The sequence below is a fragment of the Phenylobacterium sp. genome, from assembly GCF_036502675.1.
Taxonomy (GTDB): domain Bacteria; phylum Pseudomonadota; class Alphaproteobacteria; order Caulobacterales; family Caulobacteraceae; genus Phenylobacterium.
The window spans coordinates 16,202-41,454 of record NZ_DASXYF010000080.1 but is presented as its reverse complement, the minus strand read 5'-3'; the positions used below and the strand labels follow the sequence as shown (position 1 = coordinate 41,454).

Below are 25,253 nucleotides of genomic sequence, written 5' to 3'. Positions count from 1 at the left end.
TGAAACTTCACTGATCGCGCTCGCCGCTAAACCCTCGGTTATGACTCGAAGGAATTTTTAATATCTGGCCCTATCCATGAACGAAGCTTTTACTAATCTTCGGTGTCAGTACTCAGATTGACTTTATTCGCCAGTGAAAATCCGGTATGGTGCCGGGAACTGGAGGGGCGCCGTGAATCGAACAACGTTGGCCAGGGATGTCGCGCGCCTGTTCTGGGTGCGCCGCGCAGGGCCGTCGCATAACCAGTTGCGCGAATATCTCGATACCTTGAGCGAGCCGATGATCCGAGATGCTCGATCTCAAGAACAGGTCTCGGCTCGACCACTGACCGCGCATCGGGTGTTGCGTGCGCTGTCGCAAGGCCCGTTGGGCGCCCTCAATCGGCGCACGGCTCATTCAAGGGGGCGTTGAGGCAGGTCGCGCAGAGGCCGGACAGGCCGGCGTCGCTTAGCCCAGGATCAGAAGATCCGCTCGGGGATTCGGATCGTGTCGCCCGGCGCGACAAGGGTCGAAGGCGTCAGCCGATATTTCGTCTCGGCGGTCTCCCCGGCGTGTTTGATGAACACCCTCTTCGTATTGGCGCGGAGCGTGAACCCCTTTGCGGTCGCCACGGCGTTTTCCACCGTCAGGGCATGGGTGTAGGGGTAGTCGCCCGGCGATTGCACCTCGCCCAGGATGAAGAACGGTCGATAGGTGAGGATTCCGACGGTGATTTTCGGATCCCGCACATAGCCGCCTTCCTTCAGCAGGGTCGCCACCGACCTTTCAATTTCCGGCGCGGTGAAGCCGGCGGCCTGGATTTCGCCGGCCAATGGCAATGAGATCTTGCCGGAACCGTCGACGGAGAACTCGCCGGTCAAGGACTGTTCGCCAAAGGTGGTCACCCGGATCTTGTCGCCGGGGCCGAGCTTGTAGGCCGCGACCGGGTCGGTGGCCGGGGGATCGGCGGATGCGGCCGGAAGCCCCGCGCACGACATCAGGCAGAGGCTGGCGGCCAGCACCATCGCCTGCAAGACCAATCGTCCCATACGCAGCGACCTCATGCGTTGCACTCCCAGAATCCTGCCGCACGAACGAGCGTCGCGTCCAGCGATAGCAGCGTTCGCTTCGGGTACGCATAATATGTGTTCACGCGCTGACAGAACGGCGCCGTCGCCGGACGATCGATGATTTTCGGCGCAACCAGGCCGTGGCGCCGGCCGGGACCCCGCTCCGCCGGGGGCGTCCCCCGCGGAGGTCCGGCGCGTCGGGCCTTGCCTTGGCCGACGCGCCGCCGGCTATAGTCCGCCCAAGCCCGCTGTCGCAGAGAGGGGGCGCAGGCCGAACCTGGGAGCGCGCGATGAAGCAGGTGGTGGTGCACGGTCCTGGCGACCATCGGCCGGACAAGGCCGCGAGGCCCACGCGGGGTCCCGGAACATGGTGACACGGGTGACGGCCGCGGCGGACACCCTGCTGGCGGGACTGGTCAAGTCCGGCGAAGGGCAGAGCGAGGCGATCCTGCGGGCCCCGGGGGTCTGGGAGAGCCGCGGGGTCGGCAACAGCTACCTGGCGACCACGCCCGAGGGCGACGTGCTGGTCAACGCCGGCACGCTGAATGACGGCAAGCGGGGCTACGGCTTGTTCCGCAAGGTCTCCCAGGCGCCGGTCCGCTACATCGTGCTGACCCAGAGCCACAGCAACCAATACGGCGCGGTCGAGGTGTTCAAGGGCCCCGAGACCCAACTGGTCACCCATCGGCTTTATCCGGAAGGCCGCGCCTACGCGGCGGCGCTTCGGCCCTACTACCGCCGGCGCGGCATGAAGCTGTGGGCCTCGATCGGCGGCGAGGGCGCGGCCGCGCAGCCCACCAGGGAGTTCGTCCCCGACGTCCTGGTGGACGAGCGCTTCGCGTTCGCGCTGGGCGGGCGCCGCTTCGAGGCGATCTACACCCCCGGCGGCGAGACCCGCGACGCCATGGTGGTCTGGATGCCCGACGAGAAGATCGCCATCGTCGGCAACCTGTTCGGCCCGATCTTCGGCCACCAGCCGAACCTCAACACCATTCGCGGGGACAAGCCGCGCTGGGCGCTGCAGTACATCGAATCCGCCAAGAGGGTGCGTGAACTGGGCGCCGAACTGCTGCTCACCGGCCACGAGGCCATCGAAGGCGGCGAGGCCATCCGCGCCGGGATCACCAAGTTGATCGACTCCGTTCAGTGGCTGCACGACGCCACGGTGGCGGGCATGAACGCCGGCAAGCACCTGCATGCGCTGATGCGTGAGGTGCGTCCGCCGCCGGAGCTCGTGCTGGGCGAGGGGCACGGCAAGGCCGCCTGGAACGTCCGCGCCATCTGGGCGGAGTACACCGGCTGGTTCGACTACGACTACACCAGCGCTCTCTACGACACGCCGCGCAGCGCCGTGTCGGGCGACCTGGCGGACCTGGCCGGCGGCGCCGGGCGGCTGGCGGCGCGGGCGCGCGACCGGCTGGCGGCGGGCGAGCCGGTGGAGGCCATGCACCTGCTGGAGATCGCGCTGGAGGCCGACCCGGACAACGCCGAGGCCAGGGCCGCCAAGCGCGACGCGCTCTCGATCCTGCTCGACCGGGCGGCGGGCATCAACCTCAGCGAGACCATGTGGCTCCGCTCGGAACTCGCCGCCCTGGACTGAACGCCCGCGGGGGATGCGCCGCCGACCTCGATCCTGCCGGCGGCCGGCGAGCCGCCTCGAGGGGCGATGCAGCCCAATTTCGCGGCGCACTCTGCAAGGGAAGCGCTCTTCGGCGCGCGCTCCAACCGTTGGTCGAGCTTGTTCGCCACATTTTGTTGTCATTCGCCGTCGCACGGTGAAACTTGCCACTGCCTTGGAAAATGATGTGACGCGTGGTGAACATAGACTTGTTTTCGGAGCCCCGGGAGTCGGGAGTTCATCGGTTTCTGAAGTCGAAGTTCGACAGGAAGCGAGCGTATTTCGTCTTTCGCCGGCATTACCACCGGGCGCTCTCCATGATTGCACGGAGGAAGCTTCCGCCGGATTTTGCGAACCACAAGGTCATCTTCATTCACATTCCCAAGTCGGCAGGGAACGCTGTCACCCAAAGCCTGTTCGGAAAATCGTCACTCAGCCTGGGCGCGCACAGGAGAGCCACGGACTGGCAGAGGGCTGCGCCTGACGTGTTCGCCGAGTGCTTCAAGTTCACCTTCACCCGACATCCCGTGGACCGCTTCGTCTCCGCCTTCGCCTTCCTGAAGCAGGGCGGCATGACGCGGGCCGACGCCCAGTGGAGACGGGCTTTCCTGAGCGGATGCGACGACATTCACGCCTTCATCGACAGGATGCGTGATCCCTCGTTCTGCAACGAGGTGGTCAATTACGTGCATTTCATTCCCCAATGGAAACTGATCTGCAACCGAAAACGGGAAATACTCATTGATTTCGTTGGTAAATATGAGAATCTCGGGAGCGACTTCGACTATATCCGCGAGAAGATCGGCCTGGGCGGAATCCTGACGAAGGACAACGTCACCGACCCGGAATTCAAGGGGGACCAGGTGTTGGAGGCGTCGGAAATCGACTTCGTCGCCCACCTGTACGAAACCGACATGACACTGTTCGGCTACGCCGAGCAGCCGTAGCGCCCCCCACGCGGCGGGCTCCACTCCGTCAGCGCTGCAGTCCGTCGCGCGGCGCCGGCCACAGCGCGGCGACCAGCCCGACGACGGCGATGGCGAGGAATGCGCCGGTCGCGGCCGACATGCCATATTCCGACGCAAACCCGGTGCGCCGCTCGCCGGGCAGATTTTCCAGGTGCACGAAGAACGAGTGGTAGTAGTCCGCGAAGCTGATCGCCCACCCGGTGATCAGAAACCGCTCCATGGACTTGTATTTCAATCCGAAAAAACCGCCGGACAGCAGGAACAGCGAGGGCACGTAGTCATATACGGCGAAGGCCGGCCACGGGGGATGGTGGAGCGCCCGGACCACCTTTATGGCCAGTTCGATGGGGCCGAAGCCGATCGCCAGCCAGGCTGAGACCCTGATCGGGCTTGCGGCCAGCGTCATTCCGCCGCCCTGGCTGCGTCGGTTCCGGCGCGCGGAACGCCGCCGGGTGGCCGTATGGTCGTGGCGGCGGATGCCAGGGTCATTCGTTGGGCGCCGGTTGAAAGCTGCCGGAAGCGACCGCCTCCGGAACCCGGCCGACGATATCCGGCGCGGGCAGGGAAGAATTCAACCCGAGGCCCCGGCTCGCTCGATTGCCGGCCGGCGCCGGCTTCTGATGCAACAAGGCGGACCGACGGGACAATACTCCCTCAGTTTCAGCCATGGACCGCCGCGCGGCTTGCGGCCTTGCCTGGGGCCCGGCGGCTAGGCGAGATGCCGCCAGGCCGCGGTGGCGACGAGGATGACGAGGATGACGAGGATCCACGCGAGGACCGGCAGGACGATCAGTCCGAAAAGCCGCGCCCAGCGTGGCCGCGGACGCCCCGGTCGCCGTCGCGGCTTGTCAGGCCCAGGTTGAGGGCTGCTGTTGGCCAAGGTGAATTCCAAGCGCGGCGGCCGCGTTTGTTGCTGATTAAGCACGTCTTCGATTAACGGTTTGTCATCCACGACCGCAATCGGAGACGCCGACCCGCCACAACAGTAATATCGTCCGTTCCGGATGGGAACTGCCGTCTCGGCGCGCGTCCGCCTGCGACCTCCGGCGGCGCCGACGATGAGTTCGACTGTGCCGGACCGAAATTCTGACGGTCTTTTATAATTATTGCAGGGAAAACTTCACGGTGAGAGGCGCGCGCCGGCGGCGGAAATTTGTTCGCAGTTGCTAATATTTGAAATTTGAGCATGTAGGACAATATCCATGTCATAGAGCCAGTTCGCGTCCCGCGCGAATTAGGTGTCCAGGCCTTTGAAAAGCTCCGGAGAGCTTCTGCCTCACAACCAACGCCGCGACATTAAGAATGCATAAACCTTCGGCAGAATGCGGCCTCAGATCTAATCCGCCTGTTTTGTGTTGGCTGGCGAGGACGGGACCAGACAACATCAGTTCATGTAGCGCTGTGCAGATTACCGGGACGTCAGTCGTGGATATCCCACAGAAAATAAACCCGCTGGGCGAATAATAGAGCACGCGCCTATGGCGGAAATGGATTTCGGTGCGGGAGGTTGAGCGTACAATTCTAACGTGGATCTATTCAAATGTCCTGCATCGATCAGAATGACAGCACGGCCAGTCCCCGAAGGACCTATTGGGTGCAGAAGATCCCGGGAAGAATAGAGACGTTGGCGCACATTCAAGAAAGCGTGTCGGTGACGCCGGGCGTGTCCTTTGCGCCGAGGATTTCGCCGCGGCGGCGGAGTATAGCGTCGGGCGCGCGACTTGGGCTTTCCGCCGGCGCCGGTCAGGCCGGAGCCCTCGGCCGCGGTCGCGACGTCGATCTCAACACGGCCAGCGAGGCCGTCCAGAAGGGCATCGCCCTGGCCCTGCTGGTCTTCCTGCTGCCGCTGATGGCGATGATCGCCCTGGCCGTGCGGCTGCAGGACGGCGGGCCGGCGCTGTTCAAGCACCGCAGGGTCGGGCAGGGGGGCGCAGCCTTCCGCTGCTGGAAGTTCCGCACCATGCGGGTGGACGCGGCGGAACGGCTGGCCGAGCTCCTCGCCCACGACCCCGAGGCCCGGCGGGAGTGGGAGCGGGACCAGAAGCTGCGCAACGATCCGCGGGTGACTCCGCTCGGCGCCTTCCTCCGCAAGTCCAGCCTGGACGAACTGCCCCAGCTGATCAACCTGCTCCGCGGAGAGATGAACCTGGTCGGCCCGCGGCCCATCGTCGAGGCCGAGATCGCCCGCTACGGCTGGCGCTACCGGCATTATCAGGCGGTGAAGCCGGGCATTACCGGCCTGTGGCAGGTCAGCGGCCGGAACCATGTCGATTACCGGACCCGCGTGGCCCTGGACTCGCTCTATTCGCAGCGTCGCAACATGTCTCTGGACGTGTGGATCCTGCTCAGGACGGCGCCGGCCGTGCTGTTCAGCCGAGGCTGCTACTAGTCGATCGATCACCTGCCCGGCCCACACGCACCCACAAAAAAAGGCCTCAACGAGAAATGAACATGCCGGGGGGATCGCCGTTCTGCGAACCGAGATTTCACATGGAAGATTCCCTGGTCGCCTACTGCCTGTGCCAGGTCGAAATCGGATGGACCTGGCGCCTGGTCGATGAAATGGGCGAGACCATCGCCGACGGGTCCGCACCGGATCAGCGCAGCGCGGAGCGTTGCCTGATCGAGGCCTTCGACCGGATGCAAGCCGAGCTGGCGCCGCCGCCGCGAGTCGCCGACGCTCGCCGGAGCGCGGCCTGAGGCGGCGCGAGCGGACGGGACGAGATCTGCGCCGCCGGCCCGGGGTTTTTCGCGGGGACGCCTGCGTCATGATCGAGCCGCACGATTTCACGGTCCCCGATCCAGGCCCGCCGGGCGGCGACACGGCGGCCGGCTCACCCCGCGCTGCGGGCGCTCGGCGCCACCATCTGCACCAGGTGTCCCACGTCGCGCTTGACGTTCGGAAAGTCGAGCGCCGCCAGGATGACGAGGTAGGCCGTAGCGCCGAACAGGCCGAGCGCGACGAACGCCAGCAGCCCGGCGGGGGCGTGGGCCTGGGCGAACCACACCAGGCTCGCCGCGGCGGCGGCTGAGGTCGCCGGCGCGGCGATGGCGGTCAGTGCGCGGGACACCGGCCATCCGAGGGTGATCTTGGCGTTCGCCAGGCCGATGGCGAAATAGGCCAGGTTGCTGAGCGCGACCAGGACTGCGAGGCCCCTCCATCCGCCAAGCGGCGCGAGCACGGCAAGGATGCGCAAGGCCGTGTAGACGGCGGAGACGATCGTCTGCGGTTTGCTGCGTCCACGGCCGTAAAGCGCCGCGCCGCTCAGCTGGCCCAGCAGGCCCAACGCCAGGCAGGGGAACAGGAGCGCCAGGAGCAGGGCGCCGGGCGTCCAGGCCGGCCCGAGCAGATCCCGGCAGATCCGTTCGGCGAGCGCTGCGACCAGCGCCGTCGCCGGCAAGGTGATCATCGCCACCAGGCGGATCAGACGTTCGTAGAGCCGGCGCTGGCTCAGGTCGTCCGACTTGTTCAGGCAATGGACGAACAGCGCCGTCCAGACCGGATTGTTCACCGCCTGCGATATCGACCAGGCCGCCTGATAGGCGAAGCTGTAGAGGCCCAGATGCGTAGCGCCGAAGCGGCGGCTGACCAGGCTCGCCTCCAGCATGCGGCCGACGCTGTCGATCATCTTCCCGGCCACCACGCCGCCGCCCATCTTGCTGTGCGGCGCCACGGCGCGCCAGCTGAACGCCAGCCGCGGCGCCTGGAAGGCCGCGATGTTGAGGGCCAGCGCGCGGATTCCGTAGAGCGTCAGCATCTGGACGACCAGGCTCCAGACGCCCGCGCCGTGGGCCGCACAGAACAGGGCGGCGGCGGCTCCGGCGACCGTGCCGCCCAGATCGACGAAGGCGTAGATCTCGATGCGGCCGCGCCGGGTCAACCGGGCGGCGGGCAGGGCGGCCAGCACCAGGAGGACCACGCTGCCCGACAACGCCGTCATCACCCGCGGCAGCCGCGGCTGGTGCGCGATCAGCGCCAGGGGGATTGACCACAGGCTGAGCGCTGTCGCCAGGATCGTCCCCATTCCCAGGAGCAGCCAGAAGGCCGACGACCAGGCGAGCTGGTTATCCTCAGGCTCGCGCGCCAGGGATTGGCCCAGGCTTGCGTCGGCGAGCATCATCATGAACAGCACGTACGGCATCGCCAGGCCGTAGAGACCGAACTCCGCCGGCCCCAGCAGGCGGGCCAGGAGCGGCGTCAGCGCCAACTGCAGCGCAATCTTGCCGATATTGCACACGCCCATGGTCGCGGCGCCGAAAGCCAGTCGTCGTCCGTCCATGCACCTGTCCAGGAACTCCCGATCAGCAGCCCGACCGGATTTGACGGCAAGGCTACAGCACGCGAGGCCGACCGCCAGCGCGGCTGATGAATCGAGCAAAAATCAGTGCAGGAGAGATCAAATTATATGCGGCCTCCGCCCGGGTCGGGGGCGGTGGCGTTACAGACGTCATACACGGGCGCCTGGGTGACCGCGGGCTCAAGCGCGGCGCGCGGGCCTCCAGATCAGTCTTGTCCGCCCGGCCTGGGCCGCCCCGCGGCATTGGGACTCCGGTCTGCGACCGCTGGAGGGCGCCTTGCCTGCTGCGCCTGCCCGATGCGCAACGATTTTAAGCAATCGAAAGGCCATGTTGCAGTTGCTTTGGGAGAAACTTGCCATTTTCAGTGGTTTAATATAATTTTAATCATAGGTTTCAAAAAGGTTATCTCGAAAACCTGCGGTCCTGGCGAATTTCAACGCTTGCATCATGCTCAAGCTTGAGACGCACATAGAAAGTACATGGGGGGCGTAACACGGGCGAGCGCTTCGGGCGTGCTTGGTGTGCATCCCAATAGGCTATCGGATGCGCGCTCCCCATATTTTGACGTGAATATACAATTCTGGGCTGTGAGTATACCTGTTATTTTAGGTAAATATATCTAATAAATTTAGTATAAGTGGGAATTAGTCGGGTCCTTTGCCGACCAATGTCTTATTATTTGTTGATCATTTATTGCATTTCCAGAGTGTATATTTGTGTATTGAATGATTATGGGGAAATAGTTGTGGCGTTCTGGGGTAGTAAAGCTTCCGGACGAGTAGATCGAATTCACTTATATTTCTGAGTCCATAGGTCTTACTTCGCGTCTGCGGGCGCGGCTTACGGCTCTGCGGCGGCGTCTTGGACGCCGCCGGACCGAAGCGGGAGATCGCTGGGCGTCAGTCTCGACGCAGGTGACGAAAAATGAGCGAACAGAGCGCCCGAATTACCCCGATCGCCAATGGAGGGGTCTTCTCGCGCGCCGCCCTCAACGGCGCGGCGCACCGGGAGCCGTCGATCGGACAGACCGTCGCCTTGCCTGGCCGCGATGCTCACGCGCTGTTTCGCGACGACGACTCCGGCCGGCTCGCGCCGCGGCGGGCCTCGCCCTTCGGAAGTTACCCATCCACGCGCATGTCGCGCGTCGGCGGCCAGCCCCGGACGGCGATCATCCACTATTGGCTGGTCGGAATGCGGGGCGGCGAACGCGTGCTGGAACGGCTCATACGCCTGTTCCCGAACGCCGACGTGTTCACCCACGTCTACGACCCTTCCGCCGTGTCGCAGGTCATCCGCGACCGGCCGGTCCGCACCACCTTCGTGCAGAATCTTCCCGGCAGCCGGCGCCATTATCAGAAGTACCTGCCGCTGATGCCCATGGCGCTCGAACAGCTCGACCTGCGCGGCTACGACCTGATCATTTCGAGCGAGTCCGGGCCGGCGAAGGGGGTGATCTCCCCGCCCGGCGCACTGCACGTCTGCTACTGCCATTCGCCGATGCGGTACCTGTGGGACCACTATTCGGACTACCGACGGTCGGCGGGGCTGCTCACGCGTCTGGCGATGCCGCTCCTGGCGCATGACCTGCGGCGCTGGGACTATGCGTCCGCGGCCCGGGTCGACCGCTTCATGGCCAACTCCACCTTCATCCAGCAGCGGATCGAAAAGGCCTATCGTCGACCGTCCAGCGTGGTCTATCCGCCGGTCGACGTGTCGCTGTTCCACCCGTCCGACGACGTGGAAGCGCGCTACCTCTGGGTCGGCCAGTTGACCGCCTACAAGCGGCCGGACCTGGCGGTGGACGCGTTCAACGCGCTGGGATTGCCGCTCCTGGTGGTGGGCGACGGCGAGATGATGCGCGAACTCAAGCGGCGGGCGCGCCCGAACGTGACCATCGTACCGCGCCTCGGCTTCGACGCGCTGCGCGACGCCTACGCCCGTTGCCGGGCGCTGGTCTTCACCGCCGAGGAGGATTTCGGCATGGTGCCCGTCGAAGCGATGGCGTCGGGCCGCCCCGTGCTGGCCTACGGCAACGGCGGCGCGCTGGACACCGTGCTCCCGGGCATCACCGGGCTGTTCTTCCAGGAGCAGACGATGGACTCGCTGATCGCCGCGGTCGAGGCGATGGAAGCCTGGCTGCCGGAGTTCGATCCGGCGCACGCGGTGCGCAACGCCGAGCGCTTCTCGCCCGAACGCTTCGACGAGGGCGTCCTGTCGGTCATCGCCGGCGGCGACCGCTGAGAGTCGCAGCCGGCCCGCCGCCCAGGGCCTGTCCGGTCCGGTCGGCCGGGACGCCGAACTTCTGCTTCAGGTCCCGATGGTCCCGCTCGATGCGCCCGCGCGGAGTTAGGGATACGCGCGCGGTGTGAGGACGGCGGCTCGGCCAAGCCCTCGCGCCATTCGCCCGGCGGCCGGATCCTACCAACAACCAACTCGCATGATCTGGGTCAGTAGGGCTGGGGCGCCGACGGGTTGGGCTGTTTTCCAAAATGAGCCGGCTTGCGGAAGAACACCCGATCGAAGAACGGCGCCGGCGCAGTAACCGGAGCACTGGGGTCTCTGTACGAGGGCAGGCCTCGGAGCAGGCGCCCGATCTTGATCAATGGAAGAAAATAGACCCCGGCGAGGGTGTGGTAATCCGCGTCTTCGGCCTTGCCGAGGCCCCACGGGAAGGATTCACCCTTGCGGGGCTCGACCAGGGTGCCGAACAACCGGTCCCATATCGAAAGTTTGTTGCCGAAGTTCGTGTCCCAGTGCTCGACCTTATAGCTGTGGTGCAGCTGGTGCATGTGTGGACTTAGTATGACTTTGTCCAGCGGCCCAAACCCGACGGGAAAATGAGAATGTCGCAGTGAATCGAGAACAAGGATGGTGCCGATCAAGTTTGCGTTGGCGATCATCACCAGCATCTGCGGCAGGGTGAAGCCATTGAGCGACCGGCCAAGTCCAAGCGCTACGCCGCCGATCGCCGCGGCGACCAGACCATCGAATTGATCCCCGAATGGGTGCATTCGCTTGGTCGTGAACGGCGTCAGGAAGGTGGCGGAGTGATGAACCTTGTGCAGTTCCCAGAGTACGGGAACAAAATGTTGCAGATAGTGGGTGAGGTAATTCGCGAAGTCGGTCAGAACGAAAAACATCAGTGACCACAATATAATCGTAGCTACATTGTAGTCGTAGACCGGGTGATTGGGGAATCCGCTATCGATCAGGAACGAGGTGATCCCGGCCATGCCGGCCGTCGTCGCCAGATTTACGCCTGCAAAAATCCCTCCGATGAATTTGGAAGCAACATACATAAGAACGTCTATTCTTGTGGATTTGGATCCCCATTCCGCGACCGGGAATATATGAGTCACCAGAGTTCTTATGGATAATTTCTTTTCGGCTGATCGTAGCTGAATGACGTAGCTGAATGACGCAGCGGATAGGAATGTGAGCCAGGTCAGGCCAAACATCCATAGTTTTCCGAAATGCATGACGGGGAAACCAGTCTATCTTGCTTTGTTCAGGAAGGGCCAATTGCCTTCCTTGAATGTCGCCTTGCCGAAACGCATCGCCATACATATTCAGAATACATGCCAGTATGGGGCGAAAACGTAAAGATGTTTGGGGCCTGAGACCGCCCGACAGCCTCGTTGTTTACTTTTTGGGCGAAAAGGTCAGCGCCCCTGGAGCCAGGGCTCCGGGAACCGCCATCCGTCCTCCAAGCGGGCGCCCGCGGTCAGCAGCGCCGGAACCCCACCTTCCTGGCCGAGCAACTCAGCCCTTAGCTGCGGCGCCTCATCTCTCCATGCCGGCGGCCGGCGCCTTGGCGGCGGGACGCCGGCCGGCAGGGCGTTCCGGCGCGGTGTAGTATTTGCGGTAGGCGCGGTAATAGGCCGACGGGTCGTCAGGATCGACGCTGGCCGCCTGCCGCACGTCGACCCGCGTCAGGGCCACGCCCGCGACGGTCGCGCCGGCTGCGTCGAGCAGGCGAAGCGACGTGCGCACCAGGCTGCGCCGCGTCTTGCGCCAGTAGACCAGCAGCAGGACGACGTCGGCGTGACGCACGATCATCCGGGTCTCGGTCACCAGGATCACCGGCGCGGTGTCGAGCACGATCAGGTCGAAGCGCCGCCGCAGCTCCTCGATCATGCGGGCCATCTGCTCGGAGCTGAACATGTCCTGCGGGGTATAGTGCGGCCGCACGAGCGGCAGCACCATGGCGCCGCTCGCCGCGTCGAGCATGAGCGCCTCGTCCAACGTGGCCTCGCCGTTCAGCACCTCGACCAGGCCCACGGTCGGCTCCACCTGCAGAAGCTGGTTCACGGCGCGCTGGCGCAGGTCGCAATCCACGACGACCGCGCGCAGCCCCGACATCGCCGCGCTTCGGGCCAGGGCGACCGAGGTCGTCGTCTTGCCTTCGCCGGGCAGGGAGGAGGTGACCGCCAGCACCTTCGGCTTGGCGCCCAGGCGCGAGAACCCGATAGCGGCGTTCAGGCTGCGGAACGACTCGGCGAAGCTCGACACCGGCTTGGCGACGATATGGTCTATGGGCCGGCGGCAGAGCGGGTCATCGGTGGTGACGATCGATCGCAGGCTCGGGATGGAGCCGATGTAGTTGACGTTCAGCTCGCGCTCCACGACCTCGATGTCGGCCACGCCGTTGTCGAACATTTCGGCGATCAGCGCGGCGGTGACTGCGGCGGCGAGACCCAGCACCATCCCGAATGCGATGTTCAGCCCCTTGCGCGGCGCGCTCGGGAACGAAGGCGCCCGGGCGAGCGAGACCACGTGGGCGTCGCTGCGCGCCAAGCCTGCTTCCGCGCTCATCTCCTTGAACTTGCTAAGGAAGCTCTCATAGAGAGTGCGTTCCGCGTCGGCATCGCGCTGCAGCTCGTTCAGGCGAACCATCGAACGGTTGGTTTGCGCCAGATCCTGGCGGGAACGCGAAGCGCTGTCCTCGATCGAGACGGTGCGCTGCCGGGCGACGGCCTCCTGGGCCTGCAGGTTGGAGACCACCCGCTGGATCTCGCCCTGGATCTGGCTGTCGATGTCGGCGAGTTCGTGCTTGGCCTTCAAGAGGTCGGGGTGGCGATCGCCGTAGCGGCTCTGAAGGTTGGCGACCCGCTGGCTGGTGAGGGCGCGCTGCTGGCGCAGTTGCTGGACGACGGGCGAGCTCAGGGCTTCGCCGACGTCGTCGCCCTTGCTGCCGCTGGCGAGCTGGCTCATCGCGGTGCCCAGGCGAGCCTGGGCCTCGGCCTGCTGGGCGCGGGTCAGCGCCACCTGCTGGTCCAGGGTGGAGATCTCCTGCTCCGCCAGGGTGGCGCCCTGGGCGCTCAGCAGGTTGTTCTCGATCTTGTACCGCTGCAGCGCGGTCTCCGCATCGACCACCCTTTGGCGCATTTCGCCGATGCGGCTGTGGAGCCAGGCGTTGCCCTCACGCGAGGCGTCGAACTTCGCCTCCAGTTGCGAGCGCAGATAATCGGCGGCGAAGGCGTTGGCGATCCGCGCGGCCTTGTCCGGATCGTGGCTGGTGAACGCCAGATTGACCAGGTAGCTCGTGCCCACCCGGCTGACCTTCAGCCTGTCCAGGACCGCGTCGACCACAGGACTCTTCGGCGCGTCCTCACGGGGGACGGACGCAGGCTTCACGCGGGACAGCGACTGGCGCAGCCGCGTCTTCAGGTCCGGCGGCGCCAGGGCGGAATTGAATTCCGGATCCCTGTCGAGCCCCAGCTTGGCGATGACGGATTCCGCCAGGGCGGTGGAGCGCAGCACCTCGACCTCCGTCTCCACCACGCTGGCGTCGAGCACGGTGTCGGCGGCGGTGGGCGTCTCCCTGGCCAGCAGCTCCTGGCTGGGCTTGTCGATCATCAGGTGCACGTCGGCCGTGAAGGTCGGCCGCATCGACATCGTAACCGCCGCGGCCATGGCGACGATCAGGAGAAAGACGGCCGACATCAGCCGCAGGCGCCGCCGGGCCATGCGTATCAGCTGCGGCAGGTTGAACGCCCGTTCCGCCGGTGCGGGGGTCTTTCCGAGATTGGGCGTTACGTGCATGGCGTCGTCTCACTCATCTGGAACGCGCGGCCGACGCCATGGACTTCGGAACACGATGTCCTGGAGGGGCCGCGGCCTTGCCGGGACCGCGTATCGACGCCGCACCCGCGCGAAGCGCATTTCCGTAACTTTTCGACCATCACTCAATCTCGAACGACAATGGACTCGCCTCGATCGCCGCGATGACTTCACAAAAAGACCCTGCGCACGTCTGGCGGCGGTGGCGGCGTGGTCCGTTGCTGGTCAGGTATGGAAGTCTTCATTCCGCAATATACAATGAAGCAGGGCGCGCCCTGTCTGTCGACGGATTGCGAGCAAAGATCGTCGCCCCCAATAATGCATGATCGTCTGTTGATCATTTAATGGGCGCCCAGGTCACGTCGCGAGATAATTAATCGCCACCCCGGTGTTGACGCTCTACGTGTGCTTGAAACAACTCGACGCTGGAACTCGCCACGGGCGAAATCGCGTTGATGAGAGCGGCGGGTCCGACATGAATTCTACACTTCTGTACTATTTGACGGGGCGGGACAGTTGCGTGAGCCGGCCGTTGGCCGCAGGCCACGCGGCGCGCGTCTGAAGCCGGTGCGCCCAGCCCTGGACGACGGCGTGCGGCGCAGCCCCGGCCGCCTCCGCAGCGGGACGGGGGCATGACCGCGCGCAGGCCCGGTGCGGCGCGGGCGGCCCTGGCCGCAGCCGTCGTGTTCCTGTCTCTGGCGACCGGCGGCTGCGGTGCGACGCAATCCCATGCCGAGACGGCCCCGACGGGAACCCCCCTCGACCTGAGCGGATACGAGATCTCGTTCGAGGAGGGCTTTTCCACCCTCAGCATCGGCGACCGGCCGGGTTCCGGCATGCGCTGGTACAACCACACGCCTTGGAACGGTGATTTCGGGGACGCGGGCTTCGCCGCGCCGGGCCCGGACGGGCCGTTCTCGCGCGGCGCCAAGGGCATGAACATCACCGCCCGCCGTGGCGCCGACGGCCGGTGGAGCTCAGGCCTGATTTCGTCGCGCGACCGTGACGGGCCGGAAGGCCGCGGCTTCGTCCAGCAGTACGGCTATTTCGAGATCGACGCCAAGCTGCCGTCCGGCATGGGGGTCTGGCCCGCCTTCTGGCTGATCGGCGTCGACAAGTCGGAATCCTCCGCCGAAATTGACGTCATGGAATATTACGGGGGATTTCCCCGTTACTACCATTGCGTGGCGCACATCTGGCGCGGCGGCAAGGATGTCTTGAGCAGGGATTTTCTCATCCGCGTCCAAGACAACCTGCTCACCGACCAGTTCAACAAGTTCGGCGTGCTGATCGAGCCGGAGACCACCACCTTCTACCTCAACCACCGCGTCGTCGGCGCGATGGAGACGCCGCCGGAGTATCGCCAGCCGTTCTACATCCTGGCCAATCTCGCGATCGGCGGCGGCTGGCCGATCGAGAAGCTCACCACTCCCAAGACGATGGAGATCGCCCGTATCCGGGTTTACCGCCGGATCGCTGCGGCCACCCCGGAACCGGCCGCTGCAGCGCCTGCGGAAGCAACGGGCGCCGCGACTGGACCGGCCGGGGCCCCACGCTAGCCGCCGCCGTCCCGGAAGCGCCCTTTCCGGCGAGGTTCACGCGCGGCCATTTCCTGCGCCTTGGCCGCGGCGCGGCGTTCTCAGTTCTTGAAGTAGGCGTCCCAGCGGCGCCGGCGCCGGCGCCGGCCGGCCCATTGGCGAACCGGCTCGAGCAACAGCAGCGCCAGGAGGCCCAGGCTGGCTGCCACGACAAGGATCAGCATCGACGCTCGACCACCGTTCGCTCTCTCCGGCCTGCCCGGGGATCGGGCAGGCGCGTCTGTGACAATCGCAGGCGCTTTCCTGCAGGTCAGCGTCCGAGGACCGGCCTGCCGCAATCATCGTGTGTTCGCCGCTTTCCTGCCCTCTTCCTGGGCGCCTTGGCTCTGTAAAGGTCTTTCATGAATTGCCGTATTGCGCCCGCAGCAGTCTTCCGCTCGCATCATGGTCGATAAGACCTGAAGTCTGGCTTCCGCCCTCGGATATTGCGTGGATGCGTCATCCTATTCGAATTGAAGACACCTTGGTTGTGAGCGGGATCGGTTCGTCGGCGCCGATTCAACCCGGACCATGTCTTTGCGCGATCGCCGCGGGAGGGAACGGACGATGAGGATCGCCGTGGTCATCGCCACCCTGGGCCGGCCGCACGAGGCCGGACAGGTCCTGGAACGCCTGCGCCGCCAGTCGCAGCCGCCGGCCCGGATCGTCTTCTCGGTCGAAAAAGCCGAGGACCTGCCGCCGCAGCCGGTCCTTGGCGACGATGTCGAGGTGGTGTTCGGGCCGCGCGGCCTCTGCGCCCAACGCAACCGCGGCATGACCCGGATCAGCGGTGAATGCGACGTGGTCGTGTTCTACGACGACGACTACCTGCCCAGCCGGCGCAGCCTCGAGGGCGTCGGCGCCCTGTTCGCCGCCCACCCGGAAGTGGTCGGCGCCACCGGCGTCGTCCTCGCCGACGGGGTGACCCGCGGCGGGCTCTCCTGGGAGCAGGGCGAAGCGATCGTCGAGATCTATGACGCCGCCCCGCCGCCCGCGCCCGCGATCCAGGCCGACATCCGCACCGCCTACGGATGCAACATGGCCTTCCGCTGCAAGGCCGCCGACGGGCTGCGGTTCGACGAACGCCTGCCGCTCTACGGCTGGCAGGAGGATGTGGACTTCGCCGGCCAGATCGCGCGCCGCGGCCGGGTGGTGAGGACCAACGCCTTCGCAGGCGTGCACCTGGGCGTCGCCAAGAGCCGCTCGCCCGGCAAGCGGCTGGGATATTCCCAGATGGTCAACCCCGTCTACCTGGTCCGCAAGGGCACGATGCGGCTCAGCCACGCCGCCCGGATCATGTGCTGCAACCTGGTCGCCAACCACGTCCGGGTCCTGGCGCCGGAGCCGCACATCGACCGCCGCGGGCGGGTGCTCGGCAACTGGCGCGGCCTCCTGCACCTGGTCGCCGGCCGCGCCGACCCCGAGCAGATCTCGAGTTTCCAGTAGGGGCCGTGGCGCATGCACCGGGCGAACTTGCAACATCAGGCTGAAGCCGCCCCGCAGCCGCGGGGCTGCGTCTGCTACGTGATCGACGAGGGCTATCTCTTCCCGACCCTGGTCAGCGCCTTGCAGGCGCGTGCGCACGTCCCGCCCGCCGTGGCCGACGTGGTCATCGCCTGCATCGGCGAGCCCACGGCCCACAGCGAGGCCGTCGCCGCCGTGGCGGCCGCCCGCGGCGTCCACTTCATCCGCGCCTCGCACGCCGACATCGACGGCCTGCACGTCATGTTCGGCCGCTTCTTCCTGAGCGAGATCCTGCCGGCGCACTACCGCCGCGTGGTCTATATCGATGGCGACACCCAGGTCCGCGGCGCCCTGGAGCCCCTGTTCCGGGCGGACGTGCCCGCCGGCGGCTTCCTGGCCTGCCGCGACCCGGCGATCCTGTTCGCGCAGCACGACCTGGCCCATCGCCGCCGGCTCGCGGCCTATCGCCAGCAGATCGGCCTGACCGGGGCGGCGGAGGACTATTTCAACAGCGGGGTGCTGGTCATCGACCGGGCGGGCTGGGGGGCGATCGCCGAGACCTGCCTGGGCGTCTACCGCGAGCGGGGCGAGGCGTTCCGCTTCCCCGACCAGGACGCGCTCAACCTCGGCGCCCGCGACGCCTGCACCCTGATCTCCAACCGCTGGAACTTCCCGGGCTTCCTGATCGGCTCGCGCGCCGAGGCCGTCGCCCTGCCGCGCATCTACCACTTCATGTCCAACCCGCGGCCCTGGAACGTCGCCGCCCAGCCCTGGGGGGAGGCGTGGGGCGCGCCCTACCGGGGGCTCCTGGCCGACCATCCGGAGCTTTCGTTCCTCAAGCCTTCCAAGTCGCGGATGCACGTCGTGCGCTACTGCGTGCAGCAGTTCGTCAAGATGAGCCTCTCCTATCGCGCCGTGGGGCGGATGCGCGAGGCTCCGCCGCAGCTTTACGTCTGAGGCCGCCAGGTGAAGATCGTGCTCAACGGCCGCTTCCTGTGCGCCCGGCAGACCGGCGTCCAGCGGGTGGCCGCCAACCTGACGCTCGGCCTCGACCGGCTGTTGGCCGGGGGCGGCGCGACGGACGCCGGCTGGGAGGTGTGCGCGCCGCGCGGGCGCAAGCGCGACCTCTCCCTCTCCGCCTTGCGGCTGCGCGACGACAGCCTGCTGACGGGCCAGGCCTGGGAACAGTTCGAACTGCCGTTCGCGACCGGCTCCGCGGGGCTGGTCAACCTCTGCAACGTCGGCCCGCTCGGCTCTCGCAGCGCGCTGACCATGATCCACGACGCCCAGGTCTATCTGGCGCCCAGTTCCTATTCGGCGGCGTTCGTCCGCTGGTACCGGCTGGCGCTGCCCCGCCTCGCGGCCCAGTCGCGCCTCGTCCTCACGGTGTCGGAGTTCTCCAAGCGCATGCTGGTGCGCTTCGGGGTCGCCGCGGCGGACCGCATCCGGGTGGCGCCCAACGGCGCGGACCACATGCTGGAGGTTCGGGCCGAGCCCGCGATCTTGGCGCGCCTGGGCCTCGAGGGCGCCAGCTACGTCTTCGCCTTCGGCAACCTGCAGCCGCACAAGAACCTCGACCTGCTGCTCAAGGCGTTCGCCGACCCGCGCCTCGGCGACCTGCGCCTGGTGGTCAGCGGCGAGCTCGACGCCCCGGCCATCGCGCGCGTCTTCGGCCTGGCGCCTGGCGCCAACGTGCAGCTGGCGGGCCGGTGTTCCGACGGGGAGATCCGCGCGCTCCTCGAAGGCGCGGCCTGCCTGGCGTTCCCTTCCTCGACCGAGGGGTTCGGCCTGCCGCCGCTGGAAGCCATGATCCTCGGCTGTCCCGCCGTCGTCGCGCCGGCCGGCGCCTTGCCGGAGGTCTGCGGCCAGGCTGCGACCTACGCCCCCCTGGAGGACGTGGGCGCCTGGGTGGAGGCGATCGCCGGCGTGGCGGGGGACGACAGCGGCCGTGCGGCCCGCCGCGAGCAGGCGAAGGCGCACGCCCAGGCCTTCACCTGGCGACGCAGCGCCGAGCGCCTGCGCGGCCTGATCGAGGAGGTCATGTGAGGACCGCCGCGCGCCCGGGCGACGCGGTCCCCGCCGCAATCCGCGGGGGCAGGGCGCATTGACCTACCCGGCCGTCATCTTCTGGCTGGTCGCCATCTGGGCGCTGTTCGCGCGGGGCCCCGCGATCTACCTGCTGTTCTTCATAAGCTGGTCGTTCGGGACCCTCGCCGTGATCCCCACGCAGGCGGTCGGCGGCATCAGCATCATGCCGCCCTGGATCTCCGCGGCCGTCCTCAGCGTGAAGGTGGTGCTCGACGTCGGCCCGCGCGTCTACCTCGGCGCGCTGTTCGACTATCGCCGGTTCGGCTTCCTCACGCTCTGCACGCTCTATGCGGTGGTGTCCGCCCTGCTGCTGCCGCGGATCTTCGCCGGCCAGCTGGACGTCATCACCATGCGGCTGGTCGCCGTCGCCGCCCCGACGGCCCTCGGACCGACGCCGAGCAACTTCATCCAGGCGCTCTATTTCATCCTGACCAGCCTCACGGTCGTCAACATCTACTTCGTCGCCTGCGATCCGGTGCGGAGACACCAGCTGCTGGTCGCCTTCGGATGGGGCGGGGCCGTGGCGGTGATCACCGGGCTGGTCGACCTTCTGGCCAGCAAGGCGGGCCTCACCGGCCTGCTCTTGCCCTACCGGACCTCAGCCTACGTCCTGATGGTCGACGGCGAGGTCGGCGACATGAAGCGTGTCGTGGGCCTGATGAGCGAGGCCTCTGCCTATGCGGCGCTTTGCCTGTCGTTCCTCGCCCCGATCGCCATCACGCCCGACCGGCGGCAGGCCGCGCCCTGGGGCGGCTGGCGGGTCCCGCTCGCGGCGCTCCTGACGCTGTTGACCTATCTGTCGACCTCGTCCGGCGGCTATGTGGCCCTGGTTTCCGTGGTCCTCGTGGTGCTGGTGGGCATCGCCGGCGGCATGTTCGACAGCCGCGAGCGGGCCTGGCTCGCAGCCTATTGGGTGATGATGCTGGTGGTGGCGGCCATATGCGTGGCGGTCCTCCGGCCGGATGTGGTGGCCACGGTCGCCAAGCTTGTCGACGCCGTCGTGATCCACAAGGCCCACACCTCTTCCTACGTCGAGCGGAGCATGTGGAACCGGGTCGCCTACGAGGCTTTCCTGCACTCCCACGGACTCGGCGCCGGGATCGGCTGCTGCCGCTCATCGAGCTGGGTGTTCGCGGTGCTCAGCAACATCGGCGCGCCCGGGGCGATCCTGATGTCGGTGTTCATGGCGCGGGTGTTCCTGAGCCGCGGGGCGGACACGGAGGACTCCGGCCTGATGCGCATGGTGAAGCTGTCGCTGCTCCCCAACCTGTTCGTCATTTCGCTGACGTCGCCCTCGGTGGGGTTCGGGCTTGGCGCGGCCTGGCTGTTCGGGCTTGGCGCGGCCCTGGCCTGGCCGCTGGCGGTGAGCGTCGAGACCGGCGCGGCCGCCCCGCCGCGGGCGCACCCCGCCTTCCTTCCGCCGTTGAGCCCGGACCTGGCCCCGAATTCGCCCATGGGGTCGACCCTCGGGCGCGATCCGGTTGGGCGTCCGGGCGGCGCCGGCGCCTGAATGTGCCGTCCCCCGCCGCGCGGGCGACGCTCTTTACGCAAGGCGGGAGCGTTTTTCTTGCAATCTTCGCACCTTGTCCGAGGGTCTGAACTGTTTCTTGCAATCGGCGCGGCGCGGATGCGACCGTTCGAGATGGGTGCTGGGTAGGGTTCAAAGGCGCATGCGGATCCTCCACATCATGAACCACTGCGGCTTCGCCAACGGCAATGTGCACGCCGCGGTCGACCTGGCCTGTGCGCAGACCGCCAGGGGCGACACGGTCTGCATGGCCGCGGCCGGCGGCGAGTTTGTGGAACTGCTCGAACGCCACGGCGTCGAACACGCCTTCCTGCAGCAGGAACGGCGCGACCCGGTCTCCGTGGCCAGGATGCTGCTGGGGCTCGGGCGGCTCGTGCGGCGCTTCAGGCCCGACGTCCTGCACGCCCACATGATGACCGGCGCCGTCATCGGGGCCGCCGTCGGCCATGTCCGGGGCGTCCCCCTCGTGACGACCGTCCACAACGCCTTCGACGGCCACGCCATCCTCATGGGCCTGGGCGACCTGGTGGTGGGGGTCAGCCGCAGCACCGCCGAATGCATGGCGGGGCGCCGGGTCCCGCGCTCGAAGCTCCGCGTCGTGCTGAACGGCACCCTCGGCGCGCCGCGGCGCGATTTCTTCCCCAGCCAGCCCGTCGCGCTCAAGTCGCCGAACGTCGTGACCATCTCCGCCCTGCATGGCCGCAAGGGGATTCCCGACATGATCGCCGCGTTCGAGATCGTCGCCGGGCGGCGCGGCGACGTCGAGCTCTACATCGTGGGCGACGGCCCGGGGCGCGCCGAGTACGAGGCCCTCGCCGCCGCATCGCCCGCCGCCGGCCGGATCCACTTCCTGGGTCAGCTGCGCGACACCAAGTCCTTCCTCAACGCCGCCGACATCTTCCTGCTGACGTCCCACGACGAGCCGTTCGGCCTGGTGCTCACCGAGGCCAGGGAGGCGGGTTGCGCCATCGTCGCCACCGACGTCGGCGGCGTTCCGGAGGCTCTCGACCAGGGCGCGGCCGGCCTGCTGGCGCCGGCGAGACGCCCCGACCGGCTGGCGGAGGCGCTCCTGGGACTGCTCGACGATCCGGCCGAACTCGCGCGGCTGCAGGCGGCGAGCCGCGCCAACCTCGAGCGCTGGACGATCGACCGGGTCGCCTCGGAATACGCCGACGTCTATGCCGAGGCGGTCGCCCTGCGCGCCCCGAAGTCCAGGGCGGTCATCCCCGCACGAAGGCGACGTCGTGCTGGCCTTCCGGCAGCGCCTCCATAAGCTGAGGCGCGCGGCTGGTCTGCTTCGCATAGTCGGAATGCAGGTAGCGGTTGTCGAAGCGGTAGAGCACGAAGCCCGCCCGGCGGAAGCGGTCGATCAGGGCGTCGACCCGCGCGGCGCCGTCCCCGAACCGGCGGACCTCCGCGCAGATCGAGATCTTGCCCGGGAAGACGCCGAGGTTGTCCAGCAGGTCCTCCAGCACTTCGACCTCCATGCCCTCTACGTCGACCTTCACCAGCGAGGCCCGGGCCAGCGCCTCCGCAGGCACCAGGTCAACCAGGCGGCGAAGCGGCAGCTTGCCCTCCAGATTCTTCTCCGTGGGGTCGTCGACGAAGCGGCTTTCACCGGAGTTGTCGCTGCTCGAAAGCTGCAGGTAGCGCTCCTCGGCCTTGTTCGAAATGCCGTACGGCAGCACGACCACGTTCTGCAGGTTGTTGATGGCGATGTTGTGCTCGAGCCGCGCGCGGATCGAGGGCGAGGGCTCCGCCGCGTAGACCTTGCCGCGGGGGCCCACCTTGCGGCTCATCAGCAATGAGTAGTAGCCGATGTTGGCGCCGATATCGATCGCCACGTCGCCCGGGCCGAGATGGGCGTCGATGAACCGGGTGATCTCCGGCTCCCAGATCCGGTAGAAGAACAGCCGGGCCTCAATGTACTCCCAGGGCCGGAGGGTCATGGCGCCTGCGTCCGGTATCGCGCGGGTGACTTCCTTGTTGGAGAACAGTCTCCACGACCGCTTCATCGCACCTGTGTAGAATCCACGCACGCTCGGCGGAAGAAACTCACCTCGAACAAGCTCCACGTAGGCCCTCCTTCTTAAGTCGCGGCGGCCACCCCTGCTGCTGCGTCAGGTGCGATCCGGGGCGGGGTGCGAGAGGTTTTCTCTCGACGATGCGGCCTGCACCCTACCGGCCCGCTCCGCCGCCTGAAAAGACCTGCGCACGGTCTGGAGACCTCCGAGGCGGGGTTGAGGCCGCAGGCGTCGAAAGCGGTCGAGGTCTGTTCGAATATTGACCATCCGTCCACCCTCAGGCGCCGCTTGTGCACCAACAGGCTCCAGCGTGACCGCAAAGAAAGCGCCCCTGGAGCCGCCTCCTTGAGCCTGGTTAACGGCTGCGAAATAAGTTGAACTCGGAGATATACGTGAATTTTTGACAGGAACTACTCAAATGGTGGGGCAGATTGTGCAGTCGGACGCACAGCGCCGGCGCGCGGAATTCTCGGACCCATCCGAGACCCCGGCGCGCCTGGAGGCGCCCGAGGTTTCCGACGCGACGGTTCAGGCGCTTGTCGCGGACATGGACCGCACCGGCGTCGCCGTGCTGCCGGACTTCGTGTCGCCCGCCGACCTGCGCGACCTCCAGGAGTTCGTGGAGCGCGCCGTCGAGGAGGCGGGCGGCGAATACGTGGGCTTCAACGGCAGGGACGCGGTCGCGGGGACCCTGCTGGCGGCGCTTGCCGATTCTCCCCGGTTCCAGAGCTTCATCCGCCGCGTCTATGAAGGCGGCGCTCGGCGGCCCGCGCCCAGCCAGTCGATCTACCAGGTGCTGCGCTGCCTGAAGGGCGAGACGGGGGCCAGGCAGGCCTTCATCTTCCACTTCGACTCCTACGTGGTGACGATGCTGCTGCCGATCCTCATCCCTTCGACGGGCAAGCAGGGGCATCTGCTGGTCGCGCCCAACCTGCGCAAGGAACGGCCGCTCTATGTGATCAACCTCGTGGACAAGATCCTGCTGGACAACAAGCTCACCCAGGCCCTGCTCCGCCGCGCCCACGACTGGGGCCTGTGGAAGTTCAAGAAGGTCAAGATGGTGCCGGGGAATCTGTATCTCTTCTGGGGCTACCGGTCGCTGCACACCAATGAAGCGTGCGACGTGGAGAACATCCGCTCGACCGCGCTCTACCACTTCGGCGATCCCCACGCCGACAGCCCCCTGCGCCAGAAGATGGGCCGCGCGGTGGTCTGACCGCGCCAGGCTGCGGCGCTGCGGACTCAGCTTCCGACCCCGAGCCCCTTGCTTCTTCTCCTGTTCAGACCGGGGCGAGACGCTCCAGGACGGCGTCGACCGCGCGAGGTCTGGCGCCGCGCCAAATTCATGGGCTAACTGTTCACGAAGAGGGAGCGGTACGAACGCTTCGGACGCTTGGCCTGGCGGCGGGCGCCGCAAAGGGAGGGGACGTGACGCTCGACGAGATCCTGGGCGCGGCGCGCCGTCAGACCGGCCTTTCGGAGTTCGCCAGCGAATCCTGGCGCGAGGGGCTGGAGATCCTGCTGGCCGACCACGCCAGGACCGGCATGCTCAACGACGTGGGCCGCAGATGGCTGACGGGGATGTGCACCAACGCGCTGGCCAACCGGCTGCAGGTGGACGACTTCCTGCGCCGCAACCCGCAGGCCGCCCAGGCGCCGGTGAAGCGGCCGGTGTTCATCCTGGGCATGCCGCGCACGGGCACCACCATGCTGAGCTACTTGATGGCGGCCGACCCGGCGCGGCGCTCGCTGCTGAAGTGGGAGGCCTACAACCTCGTGCCGCCGGCCGCCCCGGGTGCGCTGACGACGGATCCCCGCTGCGTGGCGGAGAAGGCCAGGGAACAGGCGATGATCAAGGCCGATCCCGGCCAGGCCGCGCGGCACTTCGAGGCGGCGGACGGGCCGACCGAATGCGTCCACCTGGTCGCCCAGGACTTCAAGTCGCTGTTGCTGGCGGTGGTCTCGACGACGCCGACCTACCACGACTGGCTCCTGTTCTGCGACATGACCGAGGCCTTCGCGCACCGCAAGCGCGCCTTGCAGGTGCTGCAGTCCACCAACCCCGGCCTGTGGACGCTGAAGATGCCCTCGGACGGGCTGTTCATCCGCACCCTGTTCGCGACCTTCCCGGACGCCAAGGTGATCTGGACGCACCGCGACCCCTACGTGGCCACGGCCTCGATCTTCAGCATGCGCTCCCATTCCCGGGCCCGCTTCAACCGCGACCTCGACGCGGCCTACATGCGCGAGCGCTTCCCGCTGCAACTGGCGCTCCACGCCCAGCGGCCCCTGGAGGTGAGCCGCGAGCGGCCGGGCGATTTCCACCACCTCTACTACGACGAGATGACCGCCGACCCGCTGGGCCAGATGAAGAAGATCTACGCCTGGCTCGGCGACGAGTGGACGCCGCAGGCCGCCGCCGGGATGCGGGGCTGGCTGGACGAGAATCCGCAGGGCCGATTCGGCGTCCACAGCTATTCACTGGCCCAGTGGGGCCTCGGCAAGCGCGACCTGGAGCCATACTTCGCGGACTATCTGCGGGAGCATCCGGTCGCCACCGGGGTCGAGGCCTGA

At 66.9% G+C, this 25,253-nt stretch carries 21 protein-coding genes; 13 read left to right on the top strand and 8 right to left on the bottom strand.

What is annotated here, in order from left to right; translation table 11 throughout:
* Positions 1-459 precede the first annotated feature (459 nt).
* Positions 460-1,005 (bottom strand): polysaccharide biosynthesis/export family protein, encoded by a 546-nt coding sequence (locus VGL30_RS10210; RefSeq protein ID WP_331539637.1) that lies wholly within the window; start codon positions 1,003-1,005, stop codon positions 460-462.
* A 424-nt stretch (positions 1,006-1,429) separates the two neighbouring features.
* Here VGL30_RS10210 and VGL30_RS10205 point away from each other — a divergent pair, with 424 nt between their 5' ends.
* Both VGL30_RS10205 and VGL30_RS10200 read left to right on the top strand, forming a co-directional pair.
* Positions 1,430-2,650 carry an alkyl sulfatase dimerization domain-containing protein gene (locus VGL30_RS10205; protein ID WP_331539538.1) on the top strand — a complete coding sequence of 407 codons (1,221 nt, stop codon included), beginning with the start codon at positions 1,430-1,432 and terminating at the stop codon, positions 2,648-2,650.
* Positions 2,651-2,862: 212 nt separating this feature from the next.
* Positions 2,863-3,615, top strand: coding sequence for a sulfotransferase family 2 domain-containing protein (locus VGL30_RS10200; RefSeq protein ID WP_331539536.1), 753 nt, complete (start codon positions 2,863-2,865; stop codon positions 3,613-3,615).
* A 28-nt stretch (positions 3,616-3,643) separates the two neighbouring features.
* Here the strand turns inward: VGL30_RS10200 and VGL30_RS10195 are convergent, their stop codons facing one another.
* Positions 3,644-4,042 carry a hypothetical protein gene (locus VGL30_RS10195; RefSeq protein ID WP_331539534.1) on the bottom strand — a complete coding sequence of 133 codons (399 nt, stop codon included), beginning with the start codon at positions 4,040-4,042 and terminating at the stop codon, positions 3,644-3,646.
* Between the two features lie 303 nt (positions 4,043-4,345).
* On the bottom strand, positions 4,346-4,588 hold the full coding sequence (locus tag VGL30_RS10190) for a hypothetical protein (RefSeq protein ID WP_331539532.1): 243 nt from the start codon (positions 4,586-4,588) through the stop codon (positions 4,346-4,348).
* 672 nt (positions 4,589-5,260) lie between these two features.
* Here VGL30_RS10190 and VGL30_RS10185 point away from each other — a divergent pair.
* Both VGL30_RS10185 and VGL30_RS10180 read left to right on the top strand, forming a co-directional pair.
* Positions 5,261-6,025, top strand: coding sequence for a sugar transferase (locus VGL30_RS10185; protein ID WP_331539530.1), 765 nt, complete (start codon positions 5,261-5,263; stop codon positions 6,023-6,025).
* 101 nt (positions 6,026-6,126) lie between these two features.
* Positions 6,127-6,336: a hypothetical protein gene (locus VGL30_RS10180; protein ID WP_331539528.1), complete on the top strand. Its 210-nt coding sequence runs from the start codon at positions 6,127-6,129 to the stop codon at positions 6,334-6,336.
* 134 nt (positions 6,337-6,470) lie between these two features.
* Here the strand turns inward: VGL30_RS10180 and VGL30_RS10175 are convergent, their stop codons facing one another.
* Entirely contained in the window at positions 6,471-7,916 is a 1,446-nt protein-coding gene (locus VGL30_RS10175) for an oligosaccharide flippase family protein (RefSeq protein WP_331539526.1), read from the bottom strand.
* 943 nt (positions 7,917-8,859) lie between these two features.
* Here VGL30_RS10175 and VGL30_RS10170 point away from each other — a divergent pair.
* On the top strand, positions 8,860-10,176 hold the full coding sequence (locus tag VGL30_RS10170) for a glycosyltransferase (protein ID WP_331539524.1): 1,317 nt from the start codon (positions 8,860-8,862) through the stop codon (positions 10,174-10,176).
* 206 nt (positions 10,177-10,382) lie between these two features.
* Here VGL30_RS10170 and VGL30_RS10165 read toward each other — a convergent pair whose 3' ends face one another.
* Positions 10,383-11,393 carry a sterol desaturase family protein gene (locus VGL30_RS10165; RefSeq protein WP_331539522.1) on the bottom strand — a complete coding sequence of 337 codons (1,011 nt, stop codon included), beginning with the start codon at positions 11,391-11,393 and terminating at the stop codon, positions 10,383-10,385.
* 325 nt (positions 11,394-11,718) lie between these two features.
* On the bottom strand, positions 11,719-13,980 hold the full coding sequence (locus VGL30_RS10160; RefSeq protein ID WP_331539520.1) for a polysaccharide biosynthesis tyrosine autokinase: 2,262 nt from the start codon (positions 13,978-13,980) through the stop codon (positions 11,719-11,721).
* Positions 13,981-14,630: 650 nt separating this feature from the next.
* On the opposite strand from VGL30_RS10160, the gene VGL30_RS10155 reads away from it, so the two are divergent.
* A complete protein-coding gene (locus VGL30_RS10155) occupies positions 14,631-15,557 on the top strand; it encodes a glycoside hydrolase family 16 protein (protein WP_331539518.1) in 927 nt (308 codons plus the stop codon).
* An 80-nt stretch (positions 15,558-15,637) separates the two neighbouring features.
* On the opposite strand, the gene VGL30_RS10150 is transcribed toward VGL30_RS10155, so the two are convergent.
* Positions 15,638-15,760, bottom strand: a complete 123-nt coding sequence (locus tag VGL30_RS10150) for a hypothetical protein (RefSeq protein WP_331539516.1) — start codon at positions 15,758-15,760, stop codon at positions 15,638-15,640.
* 382 nt (positions 15,761-16,142) lie between these two features.
* Here VGL30_RS10150 and VGL30_RS10145 point away from each other — a divergent pair, with 382 nt between their 5' ends.
* The 5 genes from VGL30_RS10145 to VGL30_RS10125 all read left to right on the top strand — a co-directional run bounded on the left by VGL30_RS10145 (position 16,143) and on the right by VGL30_RS10125 (position 21,928).
* The gene (locus tag VGL30_RS10145) at positions 16,143-17,021 is read left to right on the top strand and encodes a glycosyltransferase family 2 protein (RefSeq protein WP_331539514.1); all 879 of its coding nucleotides are present in this window, start codon (positions 16,143-16,145) and stop codon (positions 17,019-17,021) included.
* Positions 17,022-17,033: 12 nt separating this feature from the next.
* The gene (locus VGL30_RS10140; protein ID WP_331539512.1) at positions 17,034-17,996 is read left to right on the top strand and encodes a glycosyltransferase family 8 protein; all 963 of its coding nucleotides are present in this window, start codon (positions 17,034-17,036) and stop codon (positions 17,994-17,996) included.
* Between the two features lie 9 nt (positions 17,997-18,005).
* Positions 18,006-19,085: a glycosyltransferase family 1 protein gene (locus VGL30_RS10135; RefSeq protein WP_331539510.1), complete on the top strand. Its 1,080-nt coding sequence runs from the start codon at positions 18,006-18,008 to the stop codon at positions 19,083-19,085.
* 58 nt (positions 19,086-19,143) lie between these two features.
* Entirely contained in the window at positions 19,144-20,637 is a 1,494-nt protein-coding gene (locus VGL30_RS10130; RefSeq protein ID WP_331539508.1) for a hypothetical protein, read from the top strand.
* A gap of 160 nt (positions 20,638-20,797) precedes the next feature.
* Positions 20,798-21,928, top strand: coding sequence for a glycosyltransferase family 4 protein (locus VGL30_RS10125; protein WP_331539506.1), 1,131 nt, complete (start codon positions 20,798-20,800; stop codon positions 21,926-21,928).
* Here VGL30_RS10125 and VGL30_RS10120 read toward each other — a convergent pair.
* Positions 21,876-22,604, bottom strand: a complete 729-nt coding sequence (locus VGL30_RS10120; RefSeq protein WP_331539504.1) for an FkbM family methyltransferase — start codon at positions 22,602-22,604, stop codon at positions 21,876-21,878. The genes VGL30_RS10125 and VGL30_RS10120 overlap by 53 nt on opposite strands.
* 493 nt (positions 22,605-23,097) lie before the next feature.
* On the opposite strand from VGL30_RS10120, the gene VGL30_RS10115 reads away from it, so the two are divergent.
* Positions 23,098-23,895, top strand: coding sequence for a hypothetical protein (locus VGL30_RS10115; protein ID WP_331539502.1), 798 nt, complete (start codon positions 23,098-23,100; stop codon positions 23,893-23,895).
* Between the two features lie 212 nt (positions 23,896-24,107).
* Positions 24,108-25,253: a sulfotransferase gene (locus VGL30_RS10110; protein ID WP_331539500.1), complete on the top strand. Its 1,146-nt coding sequence runs from the start codon at positions 24,108-24,110 to the stop codon at positions 25,251-25,253.